Source organism: Streptomyces sp. NPDC046915 (genome assembly GCF_040644935.1).
Taxonomy (GTDB): domain Bacteria; phylum Actinomycetota; class Actinomycetes; order Streptomycetales; family Streptomycetaceae; genus Streptomyces.
Window position 1 is genome coordinate 169,302 of sequence record NZ_JBEYXB010000016.1, and the last position, 18,241, is coordinate 187,542.

Here is an 18,241-nt window from a genome sequence, read left to right on the forward strand (position 1 = left end):
AGGCGAGGAAGACGTCTGCTTCCGCGACCTCTTGGTTGGATCCGAAGCGCTCGAAGGGGATCTTCGCGCGCATCGCGTCCCGGCCGCTCTGGGGTACTCCCAGCTTGTCGAACAGCGGAGTGTCGGTAGCCCCGGGGTTCACGGCGTTGACGCGAATCCTGCGCGGAGCCAGTTCGAGCGCGAGCGAGGGCAGCATCGCGCCGCGCGTCGCCGCCCCCACGCTGGCGCCAGGGCTGCCGCAGCGGGAGCCGATGCCCACGGTCAGGACGATCGAGCCGCCGTCGTTCATGAGGTGAAGGGCCTTTTGGAGGGTGAAGCACTGGCCCTTGAAGTTGAGGTCGGCGTGCTCGTCGAACGGTTCCTCCGTCACATCGGGGAGCTCGAACCGTGCCCGTGCGAGGAAATCAGGACTCTGTCCGGTGACCGTGACCTCGTAGGCATGGCAACCCTTTCGTCGCTGAAGCCGTGGGCGAGACCATCCATAAACGGGGAACTCCCCGCTTGTCTCACCGTACACTGAACCGGGGACATCCCCAATTCGCTCCCGGGCCTCATCCGACACTCACGATCGCGAAGGTCATGACACCTCCACGCAGCACCCTGCGCGCCGACGCGCAGCGCAACCGCGAGCAGCTGATCGCCACGGCCGCCGAAGCCTTCGCATCCGGACGCGCGATCTCACTGGATGCGATCGCCAAGCGCGCGGGAGTGGGGAACGCCACCCTGTACCGGCACTTCCCCACGCGAGAGGACCTGGTCGAAGAGGTCTACAGGGACCAGATCCGCCCCTTGCGCGAGGAGGCGCGCACCCTGCTGGCTACCGAGCCGCCCGCACGGGCCCTCCACGCGTGGATGCTCCGATTCGCGGACTGGGCCGGCGAACGACGCGGCATCTGCGAGGCCCTGGTCGCCATGAGCGCTTCCGGCCGCTTCGGCACCGGACCGGTCTGCGACGAGGTCCAGCAGGTCCTGGCGATGGTGCTCAAGGCCGGCGCCACAGCAGGAGAACTGCGCAGCGACATCGACCCGGCCGACGTAGGCAGCATCCTCGCCGGTTTGCTCTCCGTAGCCGGCGCACCCGAGCAGCGCCCCCAGCTGAACCGCATGCTGGACGTCGTCGTCGACGGACTCAGGCCCCGCTGAGCGATACGTCAGCGGTTCGGCGAGGCGTCGGCCCATGCCGGACGACGTGGCTGCGGCCGTGGCGGTCATGGTGCCCCAGACCTTGGCGAGGACCGTCGGGATGGTTGCCTACGTTCGGCTCGTTCCCCGACCCGCGACAGCGCCCGAACGGCTCGTCAGGCGTTCCTGCCGTCGCCGCTCAAGGAGATCAGCGAGGTGGGACCAAGGCCGCCAGTAGTTGATCTCGGAGGCGTCAGCGCTTCCGGCGGGCGGCGGGATCGCGGACGCGAAGGGCCACGACCACGAGGTCACCGTCGACGCGCAGAGCGGCAAGGTCACGGCTGCCAAGGCCGACGACGGCAGGAACGACAGCGACAGCACCTCCGGCGACCACGACGAGGTCTGACGGCAGAGCGCGGCGTACTGCCCACCGGGCGGGGATCCCTCCGGCGGACACCCCTGCCCCGCCAGGTCACCCCACGAGACATCGCGGGGAGGCCGTGCCGCTTGCTCCGGGCTACGCTGCCAGGCGGGGGCTGTCGTGGATCACGGAGTCAGGCATGCCCAAGCCCCCATCGACGAGGAACCGGTCGTCCTCGCAACACATGCTCCGCTACGCCCTTCGGCACCCCAGGCGGATCCCTCCCTACCTGCGCCGCGCCGCGCGGGACACCTGGCTGGGCATCCGCCACCGGGACCACGTCGCCTACTACCGCGCTGTCATGGCCTCCGATACCGCACGCAGCCCCGAACTCGCCGTCGGCAGCCGCTCACAGGCCCGCTGGCTGGCGCTCGGCCGGATGCAGTTCGACTACCTGCTCGAACACGGCCTGAAGCCGCAGGACCGGATGCTGGAGATCGGCTGCGGGAACCTGCGCGCCGGATGGCGGTTCATCGACTACCTCCAACCCGGCCACTACTACGGGATCGACATCTCGCCGGCCATCCTCCTCGAGGCACAGCGCACCCTCGCCCGCCGAGGTCTGCAGGACCGACTCGCCCACTTGGCCCTCGTCGAGAACCTGACGCTCGACTTCCTGCCCCCGGGCTGGTTCACCGTGGTGCACGCCCACAGCGTCTTCTCACACTCGCCACTGGAGGTGATCGACGAGTGCCTGGCCAACGTCGGGCGGGTGCTGGCTCCAGGCGGCTTCTTCGACTTCACCTTCGACCGTACAGAGGGCTCCGAGCACCAGGTGCTCCACGAGGACTTCTACTACCGCACGCAGACCCTCATCTCGCTGGCCGAACGCCACGGCCTCACCGCCCGTTTCATGGACGACTGGGAGCAGCGCCCGCACGGCCAGTCGAAGATCCGCGTCACGAACCACGCAGCGGTGTAGCGTCGCCGGTCGGCTGCGGGGCCGCTCCCAGATCCTCGGCCACGACGGGCCGCCGTGCAGGCTGGCCGACGCCCCGGGTGGCGAGGGCGGTCCAGGCAAGGCGCACAGCGGAACCTTTCGAAGAAGTCACACCGTCAGGCATTGACCCTTGAGACCGCTGCGTCCGATCAAGAACAACTGGACCACGGCCGTGCAGGTCACCGGAATCGGCTGAAGCCGCCCCGACGCCGGGGCATTCGGACCACGCGCGTCGGATGTCCCGGCACGTGGCGCGGCCCTGCTGTGAGCACGGCGGCGGCGCGCGACGCAGTTTGCCGGAACGGCAACAGGAGTGGAAAGACCGGGATGCGGTGGGCGACGGTGGGTCCGTGACTGACAACATCGCAGCAGGATCGCCCGCGTCCGACTTTCCCTCGCCTGCCGACGGTTACGTCGGAGACCCCGCGGTGCGGGCGGAGTGGGACAACCGGTACGCCGAGCGACAACAGTTGTGGAGCGGCCAGCCCAATGGTGTGCTCGTGGCCGAGGTTGCCGGGCTCGCGCCCGGGCGGGTGCTCGACGTCGGCTGCGGCGAGGGCGCGGACGCGGTCTGGCTCGCGCGCGGCGGCTGGGAGGTGACCGCGCTCGAGGTCTCGGGCGTGGCGCTGGAGCGGGCGGCCGGGCACGCGCGGGACGCTGGGCTCGCCGTTCACTGGGTACACGCCGCACTCACCGAGGCGGCGCTCCCGCCGGCCTCCTTCGACCTGGTGTCCGCGCAGTACCCGGCCTTGCTGCGCACCCCCGAGGCTGCGGCCGAGCGAGCGCTGCTCGCGGCCGTCGCGCCCGGCGGCGTGCTGCTGCTCGCACACCATGCGGGGATGGACACCCAGCAGGCGCACGACAGCGGGTTCGACCCGGCTGACTACGTCTGGCCCTCGATGGTCGCCGATCTCCTCAACGACGACTGGGAGGTAGAGGTGGACGAGCAACGGCCACGCGTGGCACCCGGCGGTGGCGCCGGCGCGCACCACACCGACGACCTGGTGCTGCGCGTGCGCCGGCTGCGCTGAGGCCTCTCGGTTCGCTGCAGGCCCGGCAGCTGGGCAGACGTGATGACCCGTTCCACTGACAACGGGCTGTGGGCCTCTCATGGATCAAGAGCCTTCGGGGCGCACGGCACGACGGCCACCAGCGGACCGTTCGTCGTCTCCGCCGCCGTCGCTGTCGCCGGCCAGCTCAAGCTCACCGGCTGGGCCAAAGAGCGCTGGCAGTCCAGCGACGCCCTCGTACGAGGACTGGCGGCGATGGGACTCGCGTTCGTACCGCTCGCCCTCAGTCCGCGCGGCTCCTCCACGGTCGTACTCACATCCCTGATCGTGGCCGTGGTCCTGCTGGCGGCCGGATCCGCCGTCGTCTACCCCTTCGAGATGGACACGGTCGTCACCATGTCCGGCGACCGCCTGGTGGCCACCCACTACGGCCTCTCCACACGGTCTCCGGCCTGGGCATCACAGGACGGAAGCGGTGGAGAACGGCACCGCCGTTCTCCACCGCTTCCGTCTCCTCCAAGACACGCCGACCACAAGTCGCGGGTGTCACCGAATACGCAGGAGCATGGGCATCTACCGCTTCCGAAGGAGTGAGCATGGGACGAAACAGACTGCTCACATCAGCTGCGACAGTATGCGCAGCCGTGAGTCTCGGCCTCATGGTCCCCCACACCGCCGCAGCCGCCCCCGCTTCCGCCGCCTGTTCCTACGTGTCGTCGGACTTCCGCGCCACGCTCGTTTACGGCGATACCGGAGCGGCTGTCCGGCAGGCCCAGTGCCTGAGCAACGCGTGGGGAGGCCAGCCCCCCAAACTTGCGATCGACGGGGTCTACGACTCCGTCATGCTGAAGAAGATCAAGTGGATCCAGGTCTGCCACGGCCTGCCTCAGAGCGGAGTCATCGAGGGCCGCACCTGGCAAGTGCTCTACCACCCAGCCCTGGACTGCTACGTCCCCTATCCCTCGTGAACGGAGCCGTCGTCGGTGCCGCTGTGGCATATGGGACGGCTGGACCAGCCCCCGTCACCGGCGCGGCCCTGCCGCCTGCACGTGGTACGGCCGGGGGCGTACGTCACCGTGGGTGTCGAGGACCGGGTAAAGGGTGATGCCGGTGCGGGCACTTTTGGGGCCAGGCGCTGTTCGGTGAGAAAGGCGTGGGCGGCGGTCACGAGGGAGACGTGGTGGTGCCAGCCGGCAGGTTGGACAGCCAGTAATCGGTCGGCGCCTCGGCGTCGGCGAGCCGTTCGATCAGCTGCCAGCAGTCGGGCAGGACCCCGTCCCACCAGCCCTGCCCGGCTGGGGCGGCGGCCTGGACCGGCCTTTCGACGGCCTTGCCCACGGGGCGGACACGTATGGCGGCGAAGCGGGAGCGTCACTCCCCTCGCGAGCCATTGCGCCAGGTCACGGGATGGACGGCGAACGGATGGGCGGTCACATCCGCTCGGACAGCCGGCATGTAGTCGGCTCCGCGCTCGGCGGGTTCGAGCTGTGCGGCCGCAGCTCGCCTGGCTGCCCGAGTTCAGGGCCTGACCTCCACAGGATCACCCGAGGGGCGTCCGGACGGGAGCGGATCGGTCTCTCAGCGGAACGTGCCTCGGAAGAAAGCACTAAGATCAACGACCGCCCCTCACAGGAGTCAGCCTTTGACGGCTCCGGTCAGCACGCCGGTCCTGAAGTGCTTCTGCATGAACGGGTACACGACGAGCAGGGGCACCAGCGTCAGCACGACCACCGCCATCTGCAAGGACAGCGGCGCGGTCTGCCCATGAGAGTTGCCGAAGCCGCTGTTGACGGAGCCCGGCAGGCCGTTGCCGCGGTTCACGTACGTCAACAGCACATATTGCAGCGGCCACTTCTGGCTCTCCGTGGGCATGAAGAGCATGACGTCGAAGAAGGCGTTCCAGTAGCCGACGGCGTACAAAAGGGTGATCACCGCGGTGACGGCGCGGGAGGTGGGCAGGACCACCGACCACAGGATCCGCCAGTCGCCGGCCCCGTCCATGCGGGCCGCGTCGATGAGTTCGGTCGACGTGCTGGAGTAGAAGGAGCGCAGCACGAGGATGTTGAAGACCGACACGGCGCTCGGCAGGATGAGGGCCCAGTACTCGCCGTAGCCGCCGAGGCCAGTGACCACCAGGAAGGTGGGGATCAGGCCGCCGCTGACGAACATGGTGATGACCAGGAGCGTCAGGATCGGCCGGTGGGCGTAGGACTGGGAGCGGGACAGTCCGTAGGCGCACCACACCGACACCATCATCGAGATCGAGGTGCCGATGACGGTGACGGCCAGGCTCACCAGCACCGAGGTGCGTACGGTCGGGTCGCCGAGCATCTCCAGGTAGGCGGAGAGCGTGAGGCCGTCGGGCCAGATCACCAGCCCGCCGGCCCGGTTGATGGCGGCCTGCGTGGAGAGGCTGGTGACCACGATGATCCACAGGGGTACCAGTACGGCCGCTGCGACCAGGGCGAGTGCGGTGCTTTTCCCGGTGGTTCCGGCCGCCGACGGCTGCTCGTCCCAGACGGGGCGCTTGGCGCTGCGGCGCCCGTGCAGTGCATGGGCAGTGCTCATGTGCGGTACAACCCGTCCTCCCCGAAGGTGTGCGCGAGCTTGTTCGCGCCCCAGATCAGCGGCAGCGAGATGACGCTCTTGAACAGGCCCGCCGCGGCTCCGTAGCTGTAGTTGTTGGTGGCGATGCCGTAGTAGAAGGAGAAGGTGTCCAGCACGTCCGCCGCCTTGTGGCCCACGGCGACCCGCTGGAGCAGGAGTTGCTCGAAGCCGACCGTCAGGGCGTTGCCGAGGCGCAGCACCAGCATCAGCACGATCACTCCGTGCATCCCGGGCAGCGTGATGTGCCACATCCGGCGCCAGCGGCCTGCGCCGTCCACCGTGGCGGCCTCGTACAGGGTGATGTCGATGGCGGCGAGTGCGGCGAGGAAGACGATGATGCCTCAGCCCGCCTCCTTCCAGACGGCCTGGAACGTGACCAGCAGGGCGAAGGTGTGGGAGTTGGACATGATGTCCCAGGTGCCGATGGAGTGCTGGCGCAGGAACTGGTTGAGCACGCCGGCGCCGCCGAGCATCTGCTGGAAGACGGTGATCGTCAGCACCCAGGAGAAGAAGTGCGGCAGATAGACGATCGACTGGATGAGGTTGCGCAGCCGTTCGCTGAGCACGGTGTTGAGCAGCAGGGCGAGGGCGATCGGGACGGGGAAGAAGAGGATCAGCTGGACGAAGCTGAGATACAGCGTGTTCTTCAACGCGGCCCAGAACAGCGGGTCCTGGAAGAGGGCGGTGAACTGCTCCAGGCCGGCCCACTGGCTGTACCGGACGCCGACCAGCGGGTCGTAGTACTGGAAGGCCGTGATCAGGCCGAAGAGCGGCACGTAGTTGAAGACCAGGAGCAGTACCACGGCCGGGATCGTCATGATGACGAGGGACTTGTCCCGGCGCAGCCGGATCCGCCAGTGCAGCTTGACGTGTGGGTGCGGCGGGTGATCCGGGGCGCCGCGCTTCTCGGTCTTGGCCGTGACGGTGGTGGCCACAGTTGCGTTTCCCCTCACTGACCGGTGCCGTACTTCTCCAGGACGTTCGTCGTCAGCCATCGCTTGAGCCGGTCGCCGCTGCTCTTCCAGGCGGCGACCGTCTGCTTGCCGTGGCAGCAGTCCTTGATGGTGTCCTCGACCGACTGCGCGGCGTCCGCGGTGGCCAGCGAGGCCGGCAGGGAGATGTTCATGTTCCAGAACACCGGCTTGTACAGGTACTTGGCATTGGTGGCCTGCCAGGCCGCGAAGTCCTTCGTCATCTGGTCCGCGCCGGGGTTGCTGATCACCTGCGGGGAGGAGGCCAGGAACGAGTAGGTCTGGGGCTGGACGTACTTCTTGCCGGCGTCGGTGAAGGTGGGAACCCCCTTGACCATGGTGTGGTGGATGCCCTCGACGCCGTAGTTGACCATGGTGTACTCGGCCGAACCGTAGGGCGCGGCCAGGTAGTCGGCCACCGCGAGCAGCTCCTCGATCTGGTCCTTTCCCAGCCTCTTGTTGAGGTAGCTGAGGACGCCGGTGGAGTTGCCCAGGAACAGGTTCGGCCTGGAGGTGCCGTCGGCGGCGAAGACGTCGAGGGCGCCACGCCGGTAGTTCTTGTCGGCGGCCGAGCCGGACTGCTGGTCGGTGAGGGTCCACGCCCCGGTGCCGCCGCCGGAGAGCAGGACCTTCTGCGCGTAGAAGCGGGTCGCGGCGGAGACCTCCTGGCCGGCCAGGGCATCGCGGTGCACGGAGCCGGACTTGGCAAGTTTGTGGTGCCAGTTGAGCGCCTCGAGGAACTCTTGCGTCTCGTACTTGTTGAGCAGCTTGCCGTCCTGGACCTTCCACTTGTTGGGTACGCCCCAGAACGGGAAGAGGTATGTCCACACGTCGTCGAACGCCCGGATGCCACGCTTGGCGTCGGTCAGCTCCTTGCCCTGGGTGAACAGATCGTCGGCGGATTTGATCTGGTCGGCGCCGATGCCCTTGGCGGAGAGAATGTCGCGCCGGTAGAAGGTGGTGCCGGAGACGACGCAGCGGCTGGAGTAGGACGGGATGCCGTAGATCTTGTTGCCCCAGGCGCCCGCCTGCCAGGCGCCGCTGGGTATGGCGGCAAGGTTCGGATATTTCTTGATCCTGTCACCGGCCAGGTACGGCGTGAGGTCGGCGAGCTGGGTGCCGGCCAGTCCGCCCGTGTTGAAGCCGGAGTTCCACCAGGCCGGCAGCTGGATCCAGTCCGGGAGCTTCTGGGCCGAGGTCATCGTGGGGACGATGGTGAGGTAGTTGTTGCCGTCGGTGGGCTTCATCCTGAGGTCGACGCCCAGGGCCTTGTTCATGGCCTGGTAGAAGAAGTTGCCGGGGGAGGGGACGGTGCCCCACAGCGGAGTGACCGCCGTGTAGCTGCCCCCTTGCCGGGCACGCCGTCGACCGTCCGGGGCCGCTGGGCCGGATAGGTGAGGAAGCCGGGGTCGGTCGCGATGTCGGCGCCACCGGCCACCGGCGCGATGTCCGGCTTGATGGTGGTCGCGGGTGCGTAGGCGGGGAGCGCGGCCTTGAGCCTCTTCTTGGTGCTGGCCCCGCCGGTGCTCTGCCCACCGCTGCCGCAGGCGGACAGCAGCGGCGCCGTCGCGGCGGCACCGGCCACGGCCGCGGCCGTGCTCAACAGGGTTCTGCGGTTCATTCAATTGGCCATGGTCGGCTGCTTTCTCCGGTGGGACACGGAAACGGAGCGGAGTGAGGCGAAGCGCTTCAACAACGGGCCCGCGGGGAGGAGCGAGGACGCTGGGATCAGCCGGTCGTCCCGGTCACCGTGTTGCCTGTCCTGGTGACGTGGTAGATCACCGAGGAGCCGCTCCAGAAATGGAAGGTGACTGTGACGCGGGAGTTGTCCTTGAGGGAGTTGACGAAGCCGGAGGTCAGCTTGATGGAGTCGCCGGTGTACGCGGTGAAGGCGGTGTCCCATTGCTGGTAGGGGGTCCAGCCGGCCGGGCCGGCGTTGCTTCCGTCGTCGTAGGTGGCCTCCATCGTGGCCAGTTGGTCGCCCCGGAACTGGGTGGGGATGGTCAGGCCGTCGGTGTCCCCGGAAGCGCCGGACAGGACCGGGGTGTCGTACGTGATCACGTCGATCCGCCACGGGATGCCACGCGAAAACCTGGCCTGCAGTGTTGCGTCGACGCCGTACGTCCGGTCACCGGCCAGCTCGGTGAGTGCGGCGGGTGTCAGCGTGAGCTGGTTGCCGGAGACGGCGTAGTCCCTGCCCTTCAGCAGGTTGCGGGAGCCGTACCGCAGGCCCTGGAAGTCGGTGCCGTTCGGGTTGAGCGTGAGGCTCTGGGCGGTGATGGCCCCCGACTTCGGGAGGAACACCTGGTCGCTGGACGCGGTGCCCGAGCGTGTGCTCCAGCTCGACTTGATCTGGGCGAACAGCTCCGGGTCCCGCCATTGCAGGGTGGTGCGGTTCAGGAACTGGCCCGCGTCCCACAGCATGGTGGTGAGCTTCTGCTTGCGGGCGTAGTTGCCCAGGAACTCGAAGTACTTGCGTTGCTCGCCCCGTTCGATGATGCCGGGGCGGTTGTGGTCGTAGGCGAGTAGGGCGTACTCGCCGATGATGACCGGGACTCCGTGGGCGACGAAGGTGTCGTGGACGCGGTCGAAAGTGTCCGTGAGGTCCTTCTGGGCGGTGGCGTCGAACCGGATGTAGCCGGCGATGTTCACACTGAACGGCCACCATCCGTAGAAGTGGATGGTCGTGGCCACCATGGGGTCGTGGAGGGCGGCGAGGTCGGCGGCCAACGCGTCGAGCCGGCCCTGGTCGGCGTTGGTGTACAGGGTGGGCAGGACGAGCAGCCGGCCGGTGTTGCGGCCGCCGGAGGTGCGGACGATGCGGTGGAAGACGGTGTTGAGTTCGGCCAGCAGCCGGTAGTTCTCGTCGTCGCCCGAAGTGCTGCTGAACGTCGGCTCGTTGATGCTCTCGAAGGCCAATCGGGACGGCTCGTCGCGGAACTCCGCCGCGATCTGGGTCCAGGTGGCGGTGTAGCGGGCGAGGACGGCGTCGTGATCCGTGGAGAGGTTGTTGACCCACATCCACGAATCGTGGTGCATGTTGAGCAGCACGGAGAGGTGTTCGTCCAGCGCCCAGTCGACGACCTGTCGCACCTTCGCCAGCCAGGCCGGGGCGATCGTGTAGTCCGGGGCAGTGCCCTGGTGGACGCCCCAGGTGACGGGCAGCCGAATGCTCCTGAAGCCCTGCGATCTAACCTTTTTGAAGAGCGCCCTGGTCACGGGCGGGTTGCCCCAGGACGTCTCGTCGGGGATGGCGTCGTAGGTGTTGCCCAGGTTCCAGCCGGGCTGCATGGCCGCGACCGCGCTGCGGGCGGTGGCGGAGCCGGCCGGGGGCGGGTCGGCGGCCCGTGCGGTGGCGGGCATCAGCGGCAGGAGGGCGATCGCCAGCAGGAGCGCCGCGGCGAGCCTTGGTACCAGTCTCCGCGTCATCGCGGGCACCTTCCGGATGAGGGGGCGCAGACCGCCCAGGAAATAGGAACTGGCTTCGACGGAAAACTTTCTCTGCGCGCGGCGGAGAAATTAACATGAAGATGTGTCCGGGGCCACAGGTCTGTCGGTAAGAGATGCGAGAATGACGCGGCACACCTGCACGAGGCTGTTCAACCGGCTTGCGCGCCAGGCCCGCCCAGGGCGCGAGCGGTTCGATGATCGGGAAGGCCACCTTGGCGGACAACGCAGCAGTTGGACCGGCGGATCGGGAGCACGAGGAGCGTGACGCGCCCAAGTCGGTCACGATCGCGTACATCGCCGAGTCGGCGGGGGTGTCGGTGCCGACCGTGTCCAAGGTGCTCAACGGAAAGTCGGGGGTGTCCGCGGACACGCGTGCCCGGGTCGAAGAGCTGATCAACAGGTACGGCTACCGCAAGCCGGCCGGAGCCGGCCGGAGCAATGTCGTCGAGCTGGTGTTCCGCGAGCTCAAGGACATGTGGGCGGTCGAGATCATCCGGGGTGTGGAGAAGGTGGCTCGCCGGCACCGCGTGGGCCTCATGGTCTCCGAATTCGGCCTGCACGACAGCGCGGCACCCACCTGGGACGACACGGTTGCCCGGCGCCCGAACTGCGTGCTGTCGGTGGCGCAGCTCTCCGAGGCTGAACGCGAGCAATTGACGGCGAAGGGGATCCCGTTCGTCGTCTTCGACCCGATCATGGAGCTGCCGGACGACGTCCCGTACGTGGGTGCCACGAACTGGTCCGGCGGCCGCGCCGCGACCCGCCACCTCGCCGAACTCGGTCACCGGCGCATCGCGATGATCGGCGGCCCCGAGGATCAGCTGTGCTGCTCCGCCCGGCTGGACGGATACCGTTCGGCGATGCACGCTGCGGGCCTGCCGGTCGATCCGGAGATCGTCGTGCATGTCGGCCTCACCCGCGACGACGGCTACGACGCGGCGCGCACCCTGCTCGCCCTGCCCGAACGCCCGACGGCGATCTTCGCTGCCAACGACCTGCAGGCGCTCGGCGTCTACCAGGCGGCGCGCGAGGCCGGCCTGCGCATCCCGGACGATCTGAGCGTGGTCGGTTTCGACGACCTCCCGGTCGTGGCCTGGGTGGATCCTCCGCTGACCACCGTCCACCAGCCCCTGACCGAGATGGCGGTGGCGGCGACCGAGCTGGCACTCACCCTCGGCCGCGGCGAGCAGGCACCCCAGGCAGGCTTGGAGATCGCGACGACCCTGACGGTCCGGGGGAGCACCGCTCCGTTGAAGTAAAGCCCTACCCTGGTTCGAAACTTTCGCATCTCCGCAACGACACTTGCCAAGTGCTCCAGTCTCGTAGACCGTGGTGCGCGTTCCTCGTCCACCCGGCCGCTCGTCATCCCGATGGAGGGCACATGCGCAGGCTGGTCCAAAGACACCGCATCCGCCTGATCGGGTTTGTCGCAGCCGTCTCGCTGGCCGCGGCCGGCTCCATCACCGCCGCCACCCCTCCGGCGGAAGCCGTTTCGGCCGCGGCCACCGCCTCCGTCTCGGTGGAGGCCGGCCGCACGCTGGCGAGCATCCCGGCCACCGGGGTCGGAATGAACGTTGCCGTCTACGACGGCAACATGAACCACCCGTCCGTTCCCGGGCTGCTCAAGGACGCGGGTGTCGGCATGGTCCGCTATCCGGGCGGCGGTTACGCCGACGGGTACCACTGGCAGACGCACACCGTCGAGGGCGGCTACGTCGCGCCGAACACCGGCTTCGACGCCTTCATGGCCACGGTACGCGCCACCGGAGCGCAGCCGATCATCACCGCCGACTACGGCTCGGGCACACCCGAGGAGGCGGCCGGCTGGGTGCGGTACGCCAACGTCACCAAGGGCTACGGCGTGAAGTACTGGGAGATCGGCAACGAGGTCTACGGCAACGGCCTCTACGGCGCCAGCTGGGAGACCGACCACCACTCCAGCAAGACCGCCACGACGTACGCGACCAACCTCGTGCAGTACGCCACCGCGATGAAGGCCGTGGACCCGACCATCAAGATCGGTGCCGTGCTGACCACCCCGGGAGCCTGGCCGGACGGCATCACAGGACCCGGCGACACGACGGACTGGAACCACACGGTTCTCTCGATCGCCGGCTCGAAGATCGACTTCGTGATCGTGCACCACTACCCGATCGGCAACAGCCAGGCCGACCTGCTGGGCAAACCCCAGGCGGAGATCCCCGGCATGGCAGCCACGCTCCGGTCACTGATCAACCAGTACGCCGGGAGCAATGCGCCCAACGTGGGCATCGCGGTGACCGAGGCCAACGCCAACGCCTACAAGGACACCTCCCCGAACGGGCTGTTCGCGCCGGACGAGTACCTGACATGGATGGAGAACGGCGCCTTCACCCTCGACTGGTGGAACCTGCACAACGGCACCGACTGCAGCCACGTGACCACCGTGGAAGGCGCCACCGACTACGACGACGGAGGAATCCTCTCCAGCGGCGCCTCCTGTCAACCGCCGCTGAACACGCCCTTCCCGCCCTACTACGGCGCCCGGATGATCACCAAGCTGGGTGCGCCGGGCGACCGGCTGGTCCGGGCCGCCAGTTCGACGTCGCTGGTGTCCGCGCACGCCGTGCGGCGGGCGAACGGTGACGTGAGCGTCCTCCTCATCAACAAGGACCCCGCCGACGACGCCACGGTCACCCTGTCCTACAGCGGGTTCACCCCGTCCTCGGCCACCCCGACCGTGTACTCGTACCGGAAGAACGCCACCTCGATCGGCTCCGCCACCACCGGCAGCGCCACCCGCCAGACCGTGCCGGCCTACTCGATCGTGGTCGTACAACTCCGCAACGGCTGAGCAGGCGAACCGCCGCCCAGCGAACGCAGCCAGTGAACCGCAAGCCATTGGACCAGTGAGAGGACTCGATCAGGGTGTCGAGCAGGCCCGAGACGGGCACCACCACCGTCAACAACCCGGTCATCGCCGGCTTTCATCCCGATCCGAGTATCTGCCGGGTGGGCGAGGACTATTACGTCGCGTGCTCCAGCTTCGAGTACTTTCCGGGTGTTCCCGTCTTCCACAGCCGGGACCTGGTGCACTGGACGCAGATCGGCAACGCGTTGGACCGGCCGAGCCAGCTGCGCCTGCCGCTGGGCTCGCCCGCCTCGGGCGGGATCTACGCGCCCACTCTGCGCCATCATGACGGCCGTTTCTGGCTGATCGTCACCAACGTCAGCCGCGACGGCAACCTGCTGTTCACGGCCACCGACCCGGCGGGCCCCTGGTCCGATCCGGTGAGGCTGCCCGGGGTGCAGGGCATCGACCCGGATCTCGCCTGGGACGAGGACGGCACCTGCTGGTGCACGGTCGCCGGAGTGTCGCAGGTTCGCCTCGACCCTTACACCGGGGAGACCTTCGGGCCTGCGCGGAAACTCTGGTCCGGCATGCCCGGAGCCAAGGCCCCCGAGGCACCGCATCTGTACCGGATCGGCGGCTACTGGTACCTGCTCATCGCCGAGGGAGGCACCGAGCGCTGCCACGGTGTCTCGATCGCCCGGAGCCATACGCCCGAGGGTCCGTTCGAGCCGTGCCCGGCCAACCCGATCCTCACCCACCGCGGCACCGACCATCCCATCCAGAACACCGGCCACGCCGACCTGGTTCAGGCACCCGACGGCTCCTGGTGGATGGTGCTGCTCGGGGTGCGGCCGGGAGGCGGCACTCCGGGCTGGCACGTGCTGGGCCGCGAGACGTTCCTGGCGCCGGTGACGTGGGTGGACGACTGGCCGGTCGTCGGCGAACTGTCCCTGGATGCGCCCGCGCCCCCGTGGCCGCTCCAGCCGGCCTCCGTCAGGCCGGTCCGGGACGACTTCGACCAGAGCGAGCTGGCCCCGCACTGGGTCTCACTGCGCCATCGCCCCGCGGAGGACTGCACCACCAAGGAACGGCACGGCTGGCTGGCCCTGCGCGCCCGCGGAGCCTCGCTCGACGACACCGACGTGACGTTCGTCGGCCGACGGCAGCAGCATCTGTCCTGCCGGGTGCGGACCCTGGTCGACGTGGGGGAGGGGCGCGGCGGCCTGGCCGTACGCCTCGACGAGCAGCACCACTACGACATCGAGGCGGCCTCCGGCGAGGTACAAGTACGCGCCCGCATCGGCCCGTTGAGCACGGTCGTGGCGTCCCGGCCGGTACCCCCCGGACCTGTGGTCCTCCGCATCGAGGTGGCCGCTGTAGAGACGGTGAACGACGCACGCACCGGCCCCGACACCGTTTCGATCGGCATCGAGGAAGCGGACGGCACGTTCGCCGAACTCACCTCACTGGACGGCAAATACCTGTCCACGGAGGTCGCCGGCGGCTTCACCGGCCGGGTCCTCGGAATGTTCGCCTCGGCCGGCTCCGTGCACTTCGACTGGTTCGACTACGAGCCACTCGATAGCTGAAGACGGGTTCCCCGCCTGGGGGAGGGAGCCGATCGATAATTGTGAGGCGTGTTGTCGCGCGTGCTGGAACACTGCCTCGGTGATCGATTCTCACTGCCTCAACTGCTTCGCCCTCCTGCCCTGAGGCCCGGAGATCTCGTTGTCATCGCGGCGCTGTGTCGCCGATCCGGCTGGTCTGAGCGTGACGTACTGGAGGGTGCGCCATCGCTGCTTGAGCTCGGCGGCGGTGCGCTCGCCAGTGCGCGGGCGTGCCGCAGCAGGGTGTTGAACATGCGGGTGTCGACGTGAAGTGCCTGCTCGGACTTGCCCTTTGAGCGGCTGGGCCGGACGCGGCTGCGTCGTCGAGGGCGGCGCCGGGCTCGGGCCCTGTGTGGGCGGCTCACCGCGTCGCGACCCAGTTCGTACGCGATGCATGCCGGCTCGGTGTTGCGCCTCAGCGGTGGTCGACGTAGGCGACGAGCCCGCCGACGGTCAGGCCCACTGCGCATCCGTGGCGGAAGCATTCGTGGCGCATGCGCGGGGTGTACTGTGCGTCGGTCATCGCGTACGGTGCGCGGATCCCCAGTTCCACGCCGCACAGGCACACGACGTAGCCGTGACGCAGGGCGGCGGCCGCCCACTCGGGGTCGTGCGGGACCCAGGTCCGGGAGTAGATCTCCCCGTCGGGCGTCCGCAGTTCCAGCCGGGAGTAGGTGTATCCGAGGCGCCCCGCCAGTTTTGGCTGTTCATCGGGTGTCTCGTGCAGCTCCCATCCGGGGATCGAGCGCAGGTCGGCGTAGCCGGGCGGCCTGCGTCTCATGCCGAAGTAGACCTCGTCGGGGTCGCGTCGCAGTGGCTCGCGCATGCGCAGCTCGTCGAATATGGTGGGCCGCTTCTCGTCGAGGCGGACCTCGTCATCGTCGGATCCTGGCGGGTCGGGCAGGCGCAGGTCGGAGAACTCGGGCGGTAGGCGCCTCATGCCGAACAGGATGGCGCCTTCGATCTGCGGTTCCTTGGGTATGCCCTCGAGCGAGGCTCTCTTCGGCACGACGTACCCGAAGTGGCCCACGCCCAGGGCACGCCTGAACTCGAAGAGGGCAGCGGGCATGTGACGTGTCTGTGCGTGATCGAGGGTGACTGTGCCTTCCGCGGTCTCCAGACCCATCACGATGCCCTCGAGCCGCAGCGCGGGGTCGTCGCTGAACAGGATCTGCCCGTTGTCGTCGACCTGTTCGAACTGATGCCAGCTCATCTCCTTGAGCCCTCCGGTTGGTTACCGTTCCGCGCCCGCGAAGCGGACGGCTGGATGTTGAACCATCCTATTGAAGGATCGTTGAACAATCCATACATTGGAACGCGTACACCCACCAGGCCGACGGTTTCATCGAGAGCAAGGGTGAGGTTGAGCGTGGAGGAAGTACGCACAGGGCGGATACGCGTGGGCCGGTGGGTACTGGTGGGCGCCGCAAGCACCGGCGCAGCGTTGGCACTGTGGGCGATCGTGCGTCTGATCGTGCGCACGGCCTTCGTCGCGCACGCCCAGTGGATCGACTTGCTGTGCGCGCTGGCGATCCTCCTCGGCTGCGTGTTCCTTTGCACGTGCTGGTACTTGGACCTCCGGTGGCTGCTGTGCGCGGTGTGCCTCTTCGGGGTGCTGATCCTGCAGATCCTGGAGCTGGATCAGCAGGCACTGCACCAGCACGGGCGCACCGAACACGTCAGGGTCCGACAGATTCAGTGGTCCACCGGCGACGGCATGGATCCGGGCGTCCACCGCTACACGGTCACCGTTGTCGACGGCCCACCGCTGGCTCCGTTCGAGGAGAACGGGCTCATGGGCTGGAAGTGGGTGGTAGGCGGCACTTACACGGTGACCGTCGATCCGCAGGGCCGTGCCCCGCTCAGGCGGGGGGACAAGCCCGGGCCTCCGGTGATCCAGCGGCTCCTGCAGATCCCACTCGGCCTCGGCCTGGCCTTCGCCCTGTGGCGGCCAGCAGGCCTGCTCCTGCGCCGACAACGCGTCCCATCAGCCGGACCCACTCAGCCATAGGGGGCTGTGCTTGAGCGGCGCCGGGGCACCGACAATCTCACCTGCTCTGGTCCCTGGCGTGTGGATGGCCGGCGTCGTCTCGGTTGACCCGGTCCCGCTCACTGTCGTGACGACCGGCCTCAAATACGCCGACTTTTCCTTGAAGGGTGTTGCACAAGGCTCTGAGCTGGGCATCTCCCTTGTATTGTTGAGGTGTTATGTGCTGAGCGGGTGTGGGTGGAGACGTTCACGGGGCTGCGGTTGACGCAGTTTTCGGGTCTGTTGAAGGTGGTGCAGGAGCGGGGCGGCAATGGCACGTTGCGGGGCCGGCCATGGTCGCTGTCGCTGGCCGAGCGGGTGCTGATGGTCGCGGTGTACTACCGCACGAACCTCACGATGCGGCAGCTCGGCCCGCTGTTCGGTGTCTCCTCCTCTCCTCCATCGTGTGCAGGGTCATCCAGCGGCTGGACCCCGGTCTCGCGATCGAGCCCGCCAGCCGCTCGGCGGAGGCCGCGGACCGGTTGTGGATCGTGGACGGCACGCTGATCCCCGCTGCGGGACCGGAGTGTGGCGGCCTCCGGCCGCAACTGCCGGTTCTCGGCGAACGTGCAGGGCATCGTGGACGCCGACACCCGGCTGGTGATCGCGGCAGCCCGTCCGGTGCCGGGGACGACCGTGGACGCCCACGTCTGGCGGGCGTCCGGGCTGAGTCGGCACTGCGAGGGAGTGACCGTGCCAGGCGACGGCGCCTGTCCCAACTGCGGGATGGCGGTACCGCACCGCAAACGCCCGGGACGGGCCCTGCTCCAGGCCGAGGAGGACGACAACGCCGAACATCGCAGGGCGCGTGCCCGGGTGGAACACGTCATCGGCCGGCTGAAGAACTACAAGATCCTGCGCGACTGCCGCCAGCGGGGCGATGGGCTCCATCACGCGGTCCAAGCCGTGGCCCACATGCACAACCTCGCCCTCGCGTCATGAGCAGAGAGAGCCCGTCACCCGCTCTGACCTGCCCGCACTCAGCCTTGTGCAACACCCTTTAGGAACTTTCGATGCCGCGCCACTGCGTCATGCGGATGAAGAGGCTGACCAGCGACGGAGTGACCGGCCTGCGGAGTCACCCGTCGCCGAGACCAGCCGTCTTGTGGGCCGCGACGAGCGTCCGGGGTGGAGAAAGGCCAGCGTGGAGCGCCGCTGCGGATGCCGTCGGCCGTTAGTTCGTTTTCCGGGAACTCGCAAGGCGTGGGCACCGTGAGTGCGTGTCACGATGTTCCCCCTTCCGCAAGACGG

16 protein-coding genes and 5 pseudogenes are annotated in these 18,241 nt (G+C 68.3%); 11 read left to right on the forward strand and 10 right to left on the reverse strand.

Annotated elements, in window-relative coordinates:
• Positions 1–28 precede the first annotated feature (28 nt).
• Positions 29–562, reverse strand: a pseudogene (locus tag ABZ915_RS34435) (SDR family oxidoreductase); the annotation flags it as partial.
• Positions 563–579: 17 nt separating this feature from the next.
• On the opposite strand from ABZ915_RS34435, the gene ABZ915_RS34440 reads away from it, so the two are divergent.
• The 6 genes and pseudogenes from ABZ915_RS34440 to ABZ915_RS34465 all read left to right on the forward strand — a co-directional run bounded on the left by ABZ915_RS34440 (position 580) and on the right by ABZ915_RS34465 (position 4,461).
• On the forward strand, positions 580–1,143 hold the full coding sequence (locus ABZ915_RS34440) for a TetR/AcrR family transcriptional regulator (RefSeq protein ID WP_361811392.1): 564 nt from the start codon (positions 580–582) through the stop codon (positions 1,141–1,143).
• A gap of 217 nt (positions 1,144–1,360) precedes the next feature.
• Positions 1,361–1,528, forward strand: coding sequence for a hypothetical protein (locus ABZ915_RS34445; protein WP_361811395.1), 168 nt, complete (start codon positions 1,361–1,363; stop codon positions 1,526–1,528).
• Between the two features lie 154 nt (positions 1,529–1,682).
• Positions 1,683–2,465, forward strand: a complete 783-nt coding sequence (locus tag ABZ915_RS34450) for a class I SAM-dependent methyltransferase (RefSeq protein ID WP_361811398.1) — start codon at positions 1,683–1,685, stop codon at positions 2,463–2,465.
• Positions 2,466–2,833: 368 nt separating this feature from the next.
• Positions 2,834–3,514: a class I SAM-dependent methyltransferase gene (locus ABZ915_RS34455; RefSeq protein WP_361811401.1), complete on the forward strand. Its 681-nt coding sequence runs from the start codon at positions 2,834–2,836 to the stop codon at positions 3,512–3,514.
• A 105-nt stretch (positions 3,515–3,619) separates the two neighbouring features.
• Positions 3,620–3,954: pseudogene (locus ABZ915_RS34460) on the forward strand (MFS transporter); the annotation flags it as partial.
• 183 nt (positions 3,955–4,137) lie between these two features.
• Positions 4,138–4,461, forward strand: a complete 324-nt coding sequence (locus ABZ915_RS34465; protein ID WP_361811564.1) for a peptidoglycan-binding domain-containing protein — start codon at positions 4,138–4,140, stop codon at positions 4,459–4,461.
• Between the two features lie 101 nt (positions 4,462–4,562).
• Here ABZ915_RS34465 and ABZ915_RS34470 read toward each other — a convergent pair.
• The 8 genes and pseudogenes from ABZ915_RS34470 to ABZ915_RS34505 all read right to left on the reverse strand — a co-directional run.
• A pseudogene (locus tag ABZ915_RS34470) lies at positions 4,563–4,963 on the reverse strand (IS701 family transposase); the annotation flags it as partial.
• A gap of 165 nt (positions 4,964–5,128) precedes the next feature.
• Complete coding sequence (locus ABZ915_RS34475; RefSeq protein ID WP_361811404.1) at positions 5,129–6,061, reverse strand: carbohydrate ABC transporter permease; 933 nt, start codon at positions 6,059–6,061, stop codon at positions 5,129–5,131.
• A complete protein-coding gene (locus tag ABZ915_RS34480; RefSeq protein WP_361811582.1) occupies positions 6,058–6,327 on the reverse strand; it encodes a hypothetical protein in 270 nt (89 codons plus the stop codon). Before ABZ915_RS34480 ends, ABZ915_RS34475 begins: the two co-directional genes overlap by 4 nt.
• Positions 6,328–6,378, reverse strand: a pseudogene (locus tag ABZ915_RS34485) (hypothetical protein); the annotation flags it as partial.
• A gap of 63 nt (positions 6,379–6,441) precedes the next feature.
• Entirely contained in the window at positions 6,442–7,035 is a 594-nt protein-coding gene (locus ABZ915_RS34490; protein WP_361811407.1) for a hypothetical protein, read from the reverse strand.
• 14 nt (positions 7,036–7,049) lie between these two features.
• Positions 7,050–8,348 carry a hypothetical protein gene (locus ABZ915_RS34495; RefSeq protein ID WP_361811410.1) on the reverse strand — a complete coding sequence of 433 codons (1,299 nt, stop codon included), beginning with the start codon at positions 8,346–8,348 and terminating at the stop codon, positions 7,050–7,052.
• The gene (locus ABZ915_RS34500) at positions 8,345–8,692 is read right to left on the reverse strand and encodes a hypothetical protein (RefSeq protein ID WP_361811413.1); all 348 of its coding nucleotides are present in this window, start codon (positions 8,690–8,692) and stop codon (positions 8,345–8,347) included. The genes ABZ915_RS34495 and ABZ915_RS34500 overlap by 4 nt, the downstream gene beginning before the upstream one ends.
• Positions 8,693–8,799: 107 nt before the next feature.
• A complete protein-coding gene (locus tag ABZ915_RS34505; RefSeq protein ID WP_361811415.1) occupies positions 8,800–10,500 on the reverse strand; it encodes a cellulase family glycosylhydrolase in 1,701 nt (566 codons plus the stop codon).
• A 233-nt stretch (positions 10,501–10,733) separates the two neighbouring features.
• Here ABZ915_RS34505 and ABZ915_RS34510 point away from each other — a divergent pair, with 233 nt between their 5' ends.
• The 3 genes from ABZ915_RS34510 to ABZ915_RS34520 all read left to right on the forward strand — a co-directional run bounded on the left by ABZ915_RS34510 (position 10,734) and on the right by ABZ915_RS34520 (position 14,943).
• On the forward strand, positions 10,734–11,780 hold the full coding sequence (locus ABZ915_RS34510) for a LacI family DNA-binding transcriptional regulator (protein ID WP_361811418.1): 1,047 nt from the start codon (positions 10,734–10,736) through the stop codon (positions 11,778–11,780).
• A gap of 122 nt (positions 11,781–11,902) precedes the next feature.
• Positions 11,903–13,354 (forward strand): cellulose-binding protein, encoded by a 1,452-nt coding sequence (locus tag ABZ915_RS34515; protein WP_361811421.1) that lies wholly within the window; start codon positions 11,903–11,905, stop codon positions 13,352–13,354.
• A gap of 74 nt (positions 13,355–13,428) precedes the next feature.
• Positions 13,429–14,943: a glycoside hydrolase family 43 protein gene (locus ABZ915_RS34520; RefSeq protein WP_361811424.1), complete on the forward strand. Its 1,515-nt coding sequence runs from the start codon at positions 13,429–13,431 to the stop codon at positions 14,941–14,943.
• 433 nt (positions 14,944–15,376) lie between these two features.
• Here the strand turns inward: ABZ915_RS34520 and ABZ915_RS34525 are convergent, their stop codons facing one another.
• On the reverse strand, positions 15,377–16,174 hold the full coding sequence (locus ABZ915_RS34525) for a hypothetical protein (RefSeq protein ID WP_361811427.1): 798 nt from the start codon (positions 16,172–16,174) through the stop codon (positions 15,377–15,379).
• Between the two features lie 156 nt (positions 16,175–16,330).
• On the opposite strand from ABZ915_RS34525, the gene ABZ915_RS34530 reads away from it, so the two are divergent.
• Positions 16,331–16,972 (forward strand): hypothetical protein, encoded by a 642-nt coding sequence (locus ABZ915_RS34530; RefSeq protein WP_361811430.1) that lies wholly within the window; start codon positions 16,331–16,333, stop codon positions 16,970–16,972.
• Between the two features lie 183 nt (positions 16,973–17,155).
• A pseudogene (locus ABZ915_RS34535) lies at positions 17,156–17,932 on the forward strand (transposase family protein).
• Positions 17,933–18,241 lie beyond the last annotated feature (309 nt).

What these genes read in the sequence shown, in the direction of transcription:
- ABZ915_RS34505 (WP_361811415.1), bottom strand. Translation starts at nt 10,500, where the DNA reads ATGACGCGGAGACTGGTACCAAGGCTCGCCGCGGCGCTCCTGCTGGCG.
- ABZ915_RS34475 (WP_361811404.1), bottom strand. Translation starts at nt 6,061, where the DNA reads ATGAGCACTGCCCATGCACTGCACGGGCGCCGCAGCGCCAAGCGCCCC.
- ABZ915_RS34480 (WP_361811582.1), bottom strand. Translation starts at nt 6,327, where the DNA reads ATGCACGGAGTGATCGTGCTGATGCTGGTGCTGCGCCTCGGCAACGCC.
- ABZ915_RS34500 (WP_361811413.1), bottom strand. Translation starts at nt 8,692, where the DNA reads ATGAACCGCAGAACCCTGTTGAGCACGGCCGCGGCCGTGGCCGGTGCC.
- ABZ915_RS34495 (WP_361811410.1), bottom strand. Translation starts at nt 8,348, where the DNA reads ATGAACAAGGCCCTGGGCGTCGACCTCAGGATGAAGCCCACCGACGGC.
- ABZ915_RS34515 (WP_361811421.1), top strand. Translation starts at nt 11,903, where the DNA reads ATGCGCAGGCTGGTCCAAAGACACCGCATCCGCCTGATCGGGTTTGTC.
- ABZ915_RS34450 (WP_361811398.1), top strand. Translation starts at nt 1,683, where the DNA reads ATGCCCAAGCCCCCATCGACGAGGAACCGGTCGTCCTCGCAACACATG.
- ABZ915_RS34440 (WP_361811392.1), top strand. Translation starts at nt 580, where the DNA reads ATGACACCTCCACGCAGCACCCTGCGCGCCGACGCGCAGCGCAACCGC.
- ABZ915_RS34525 (WP_361811427.1), bottom strand. Translation starts at nt 16,174, where the DNA reads ATGAGCTGGCATCAGTTCGAACAGGTCGACGACAACGGGCAGATCCTG.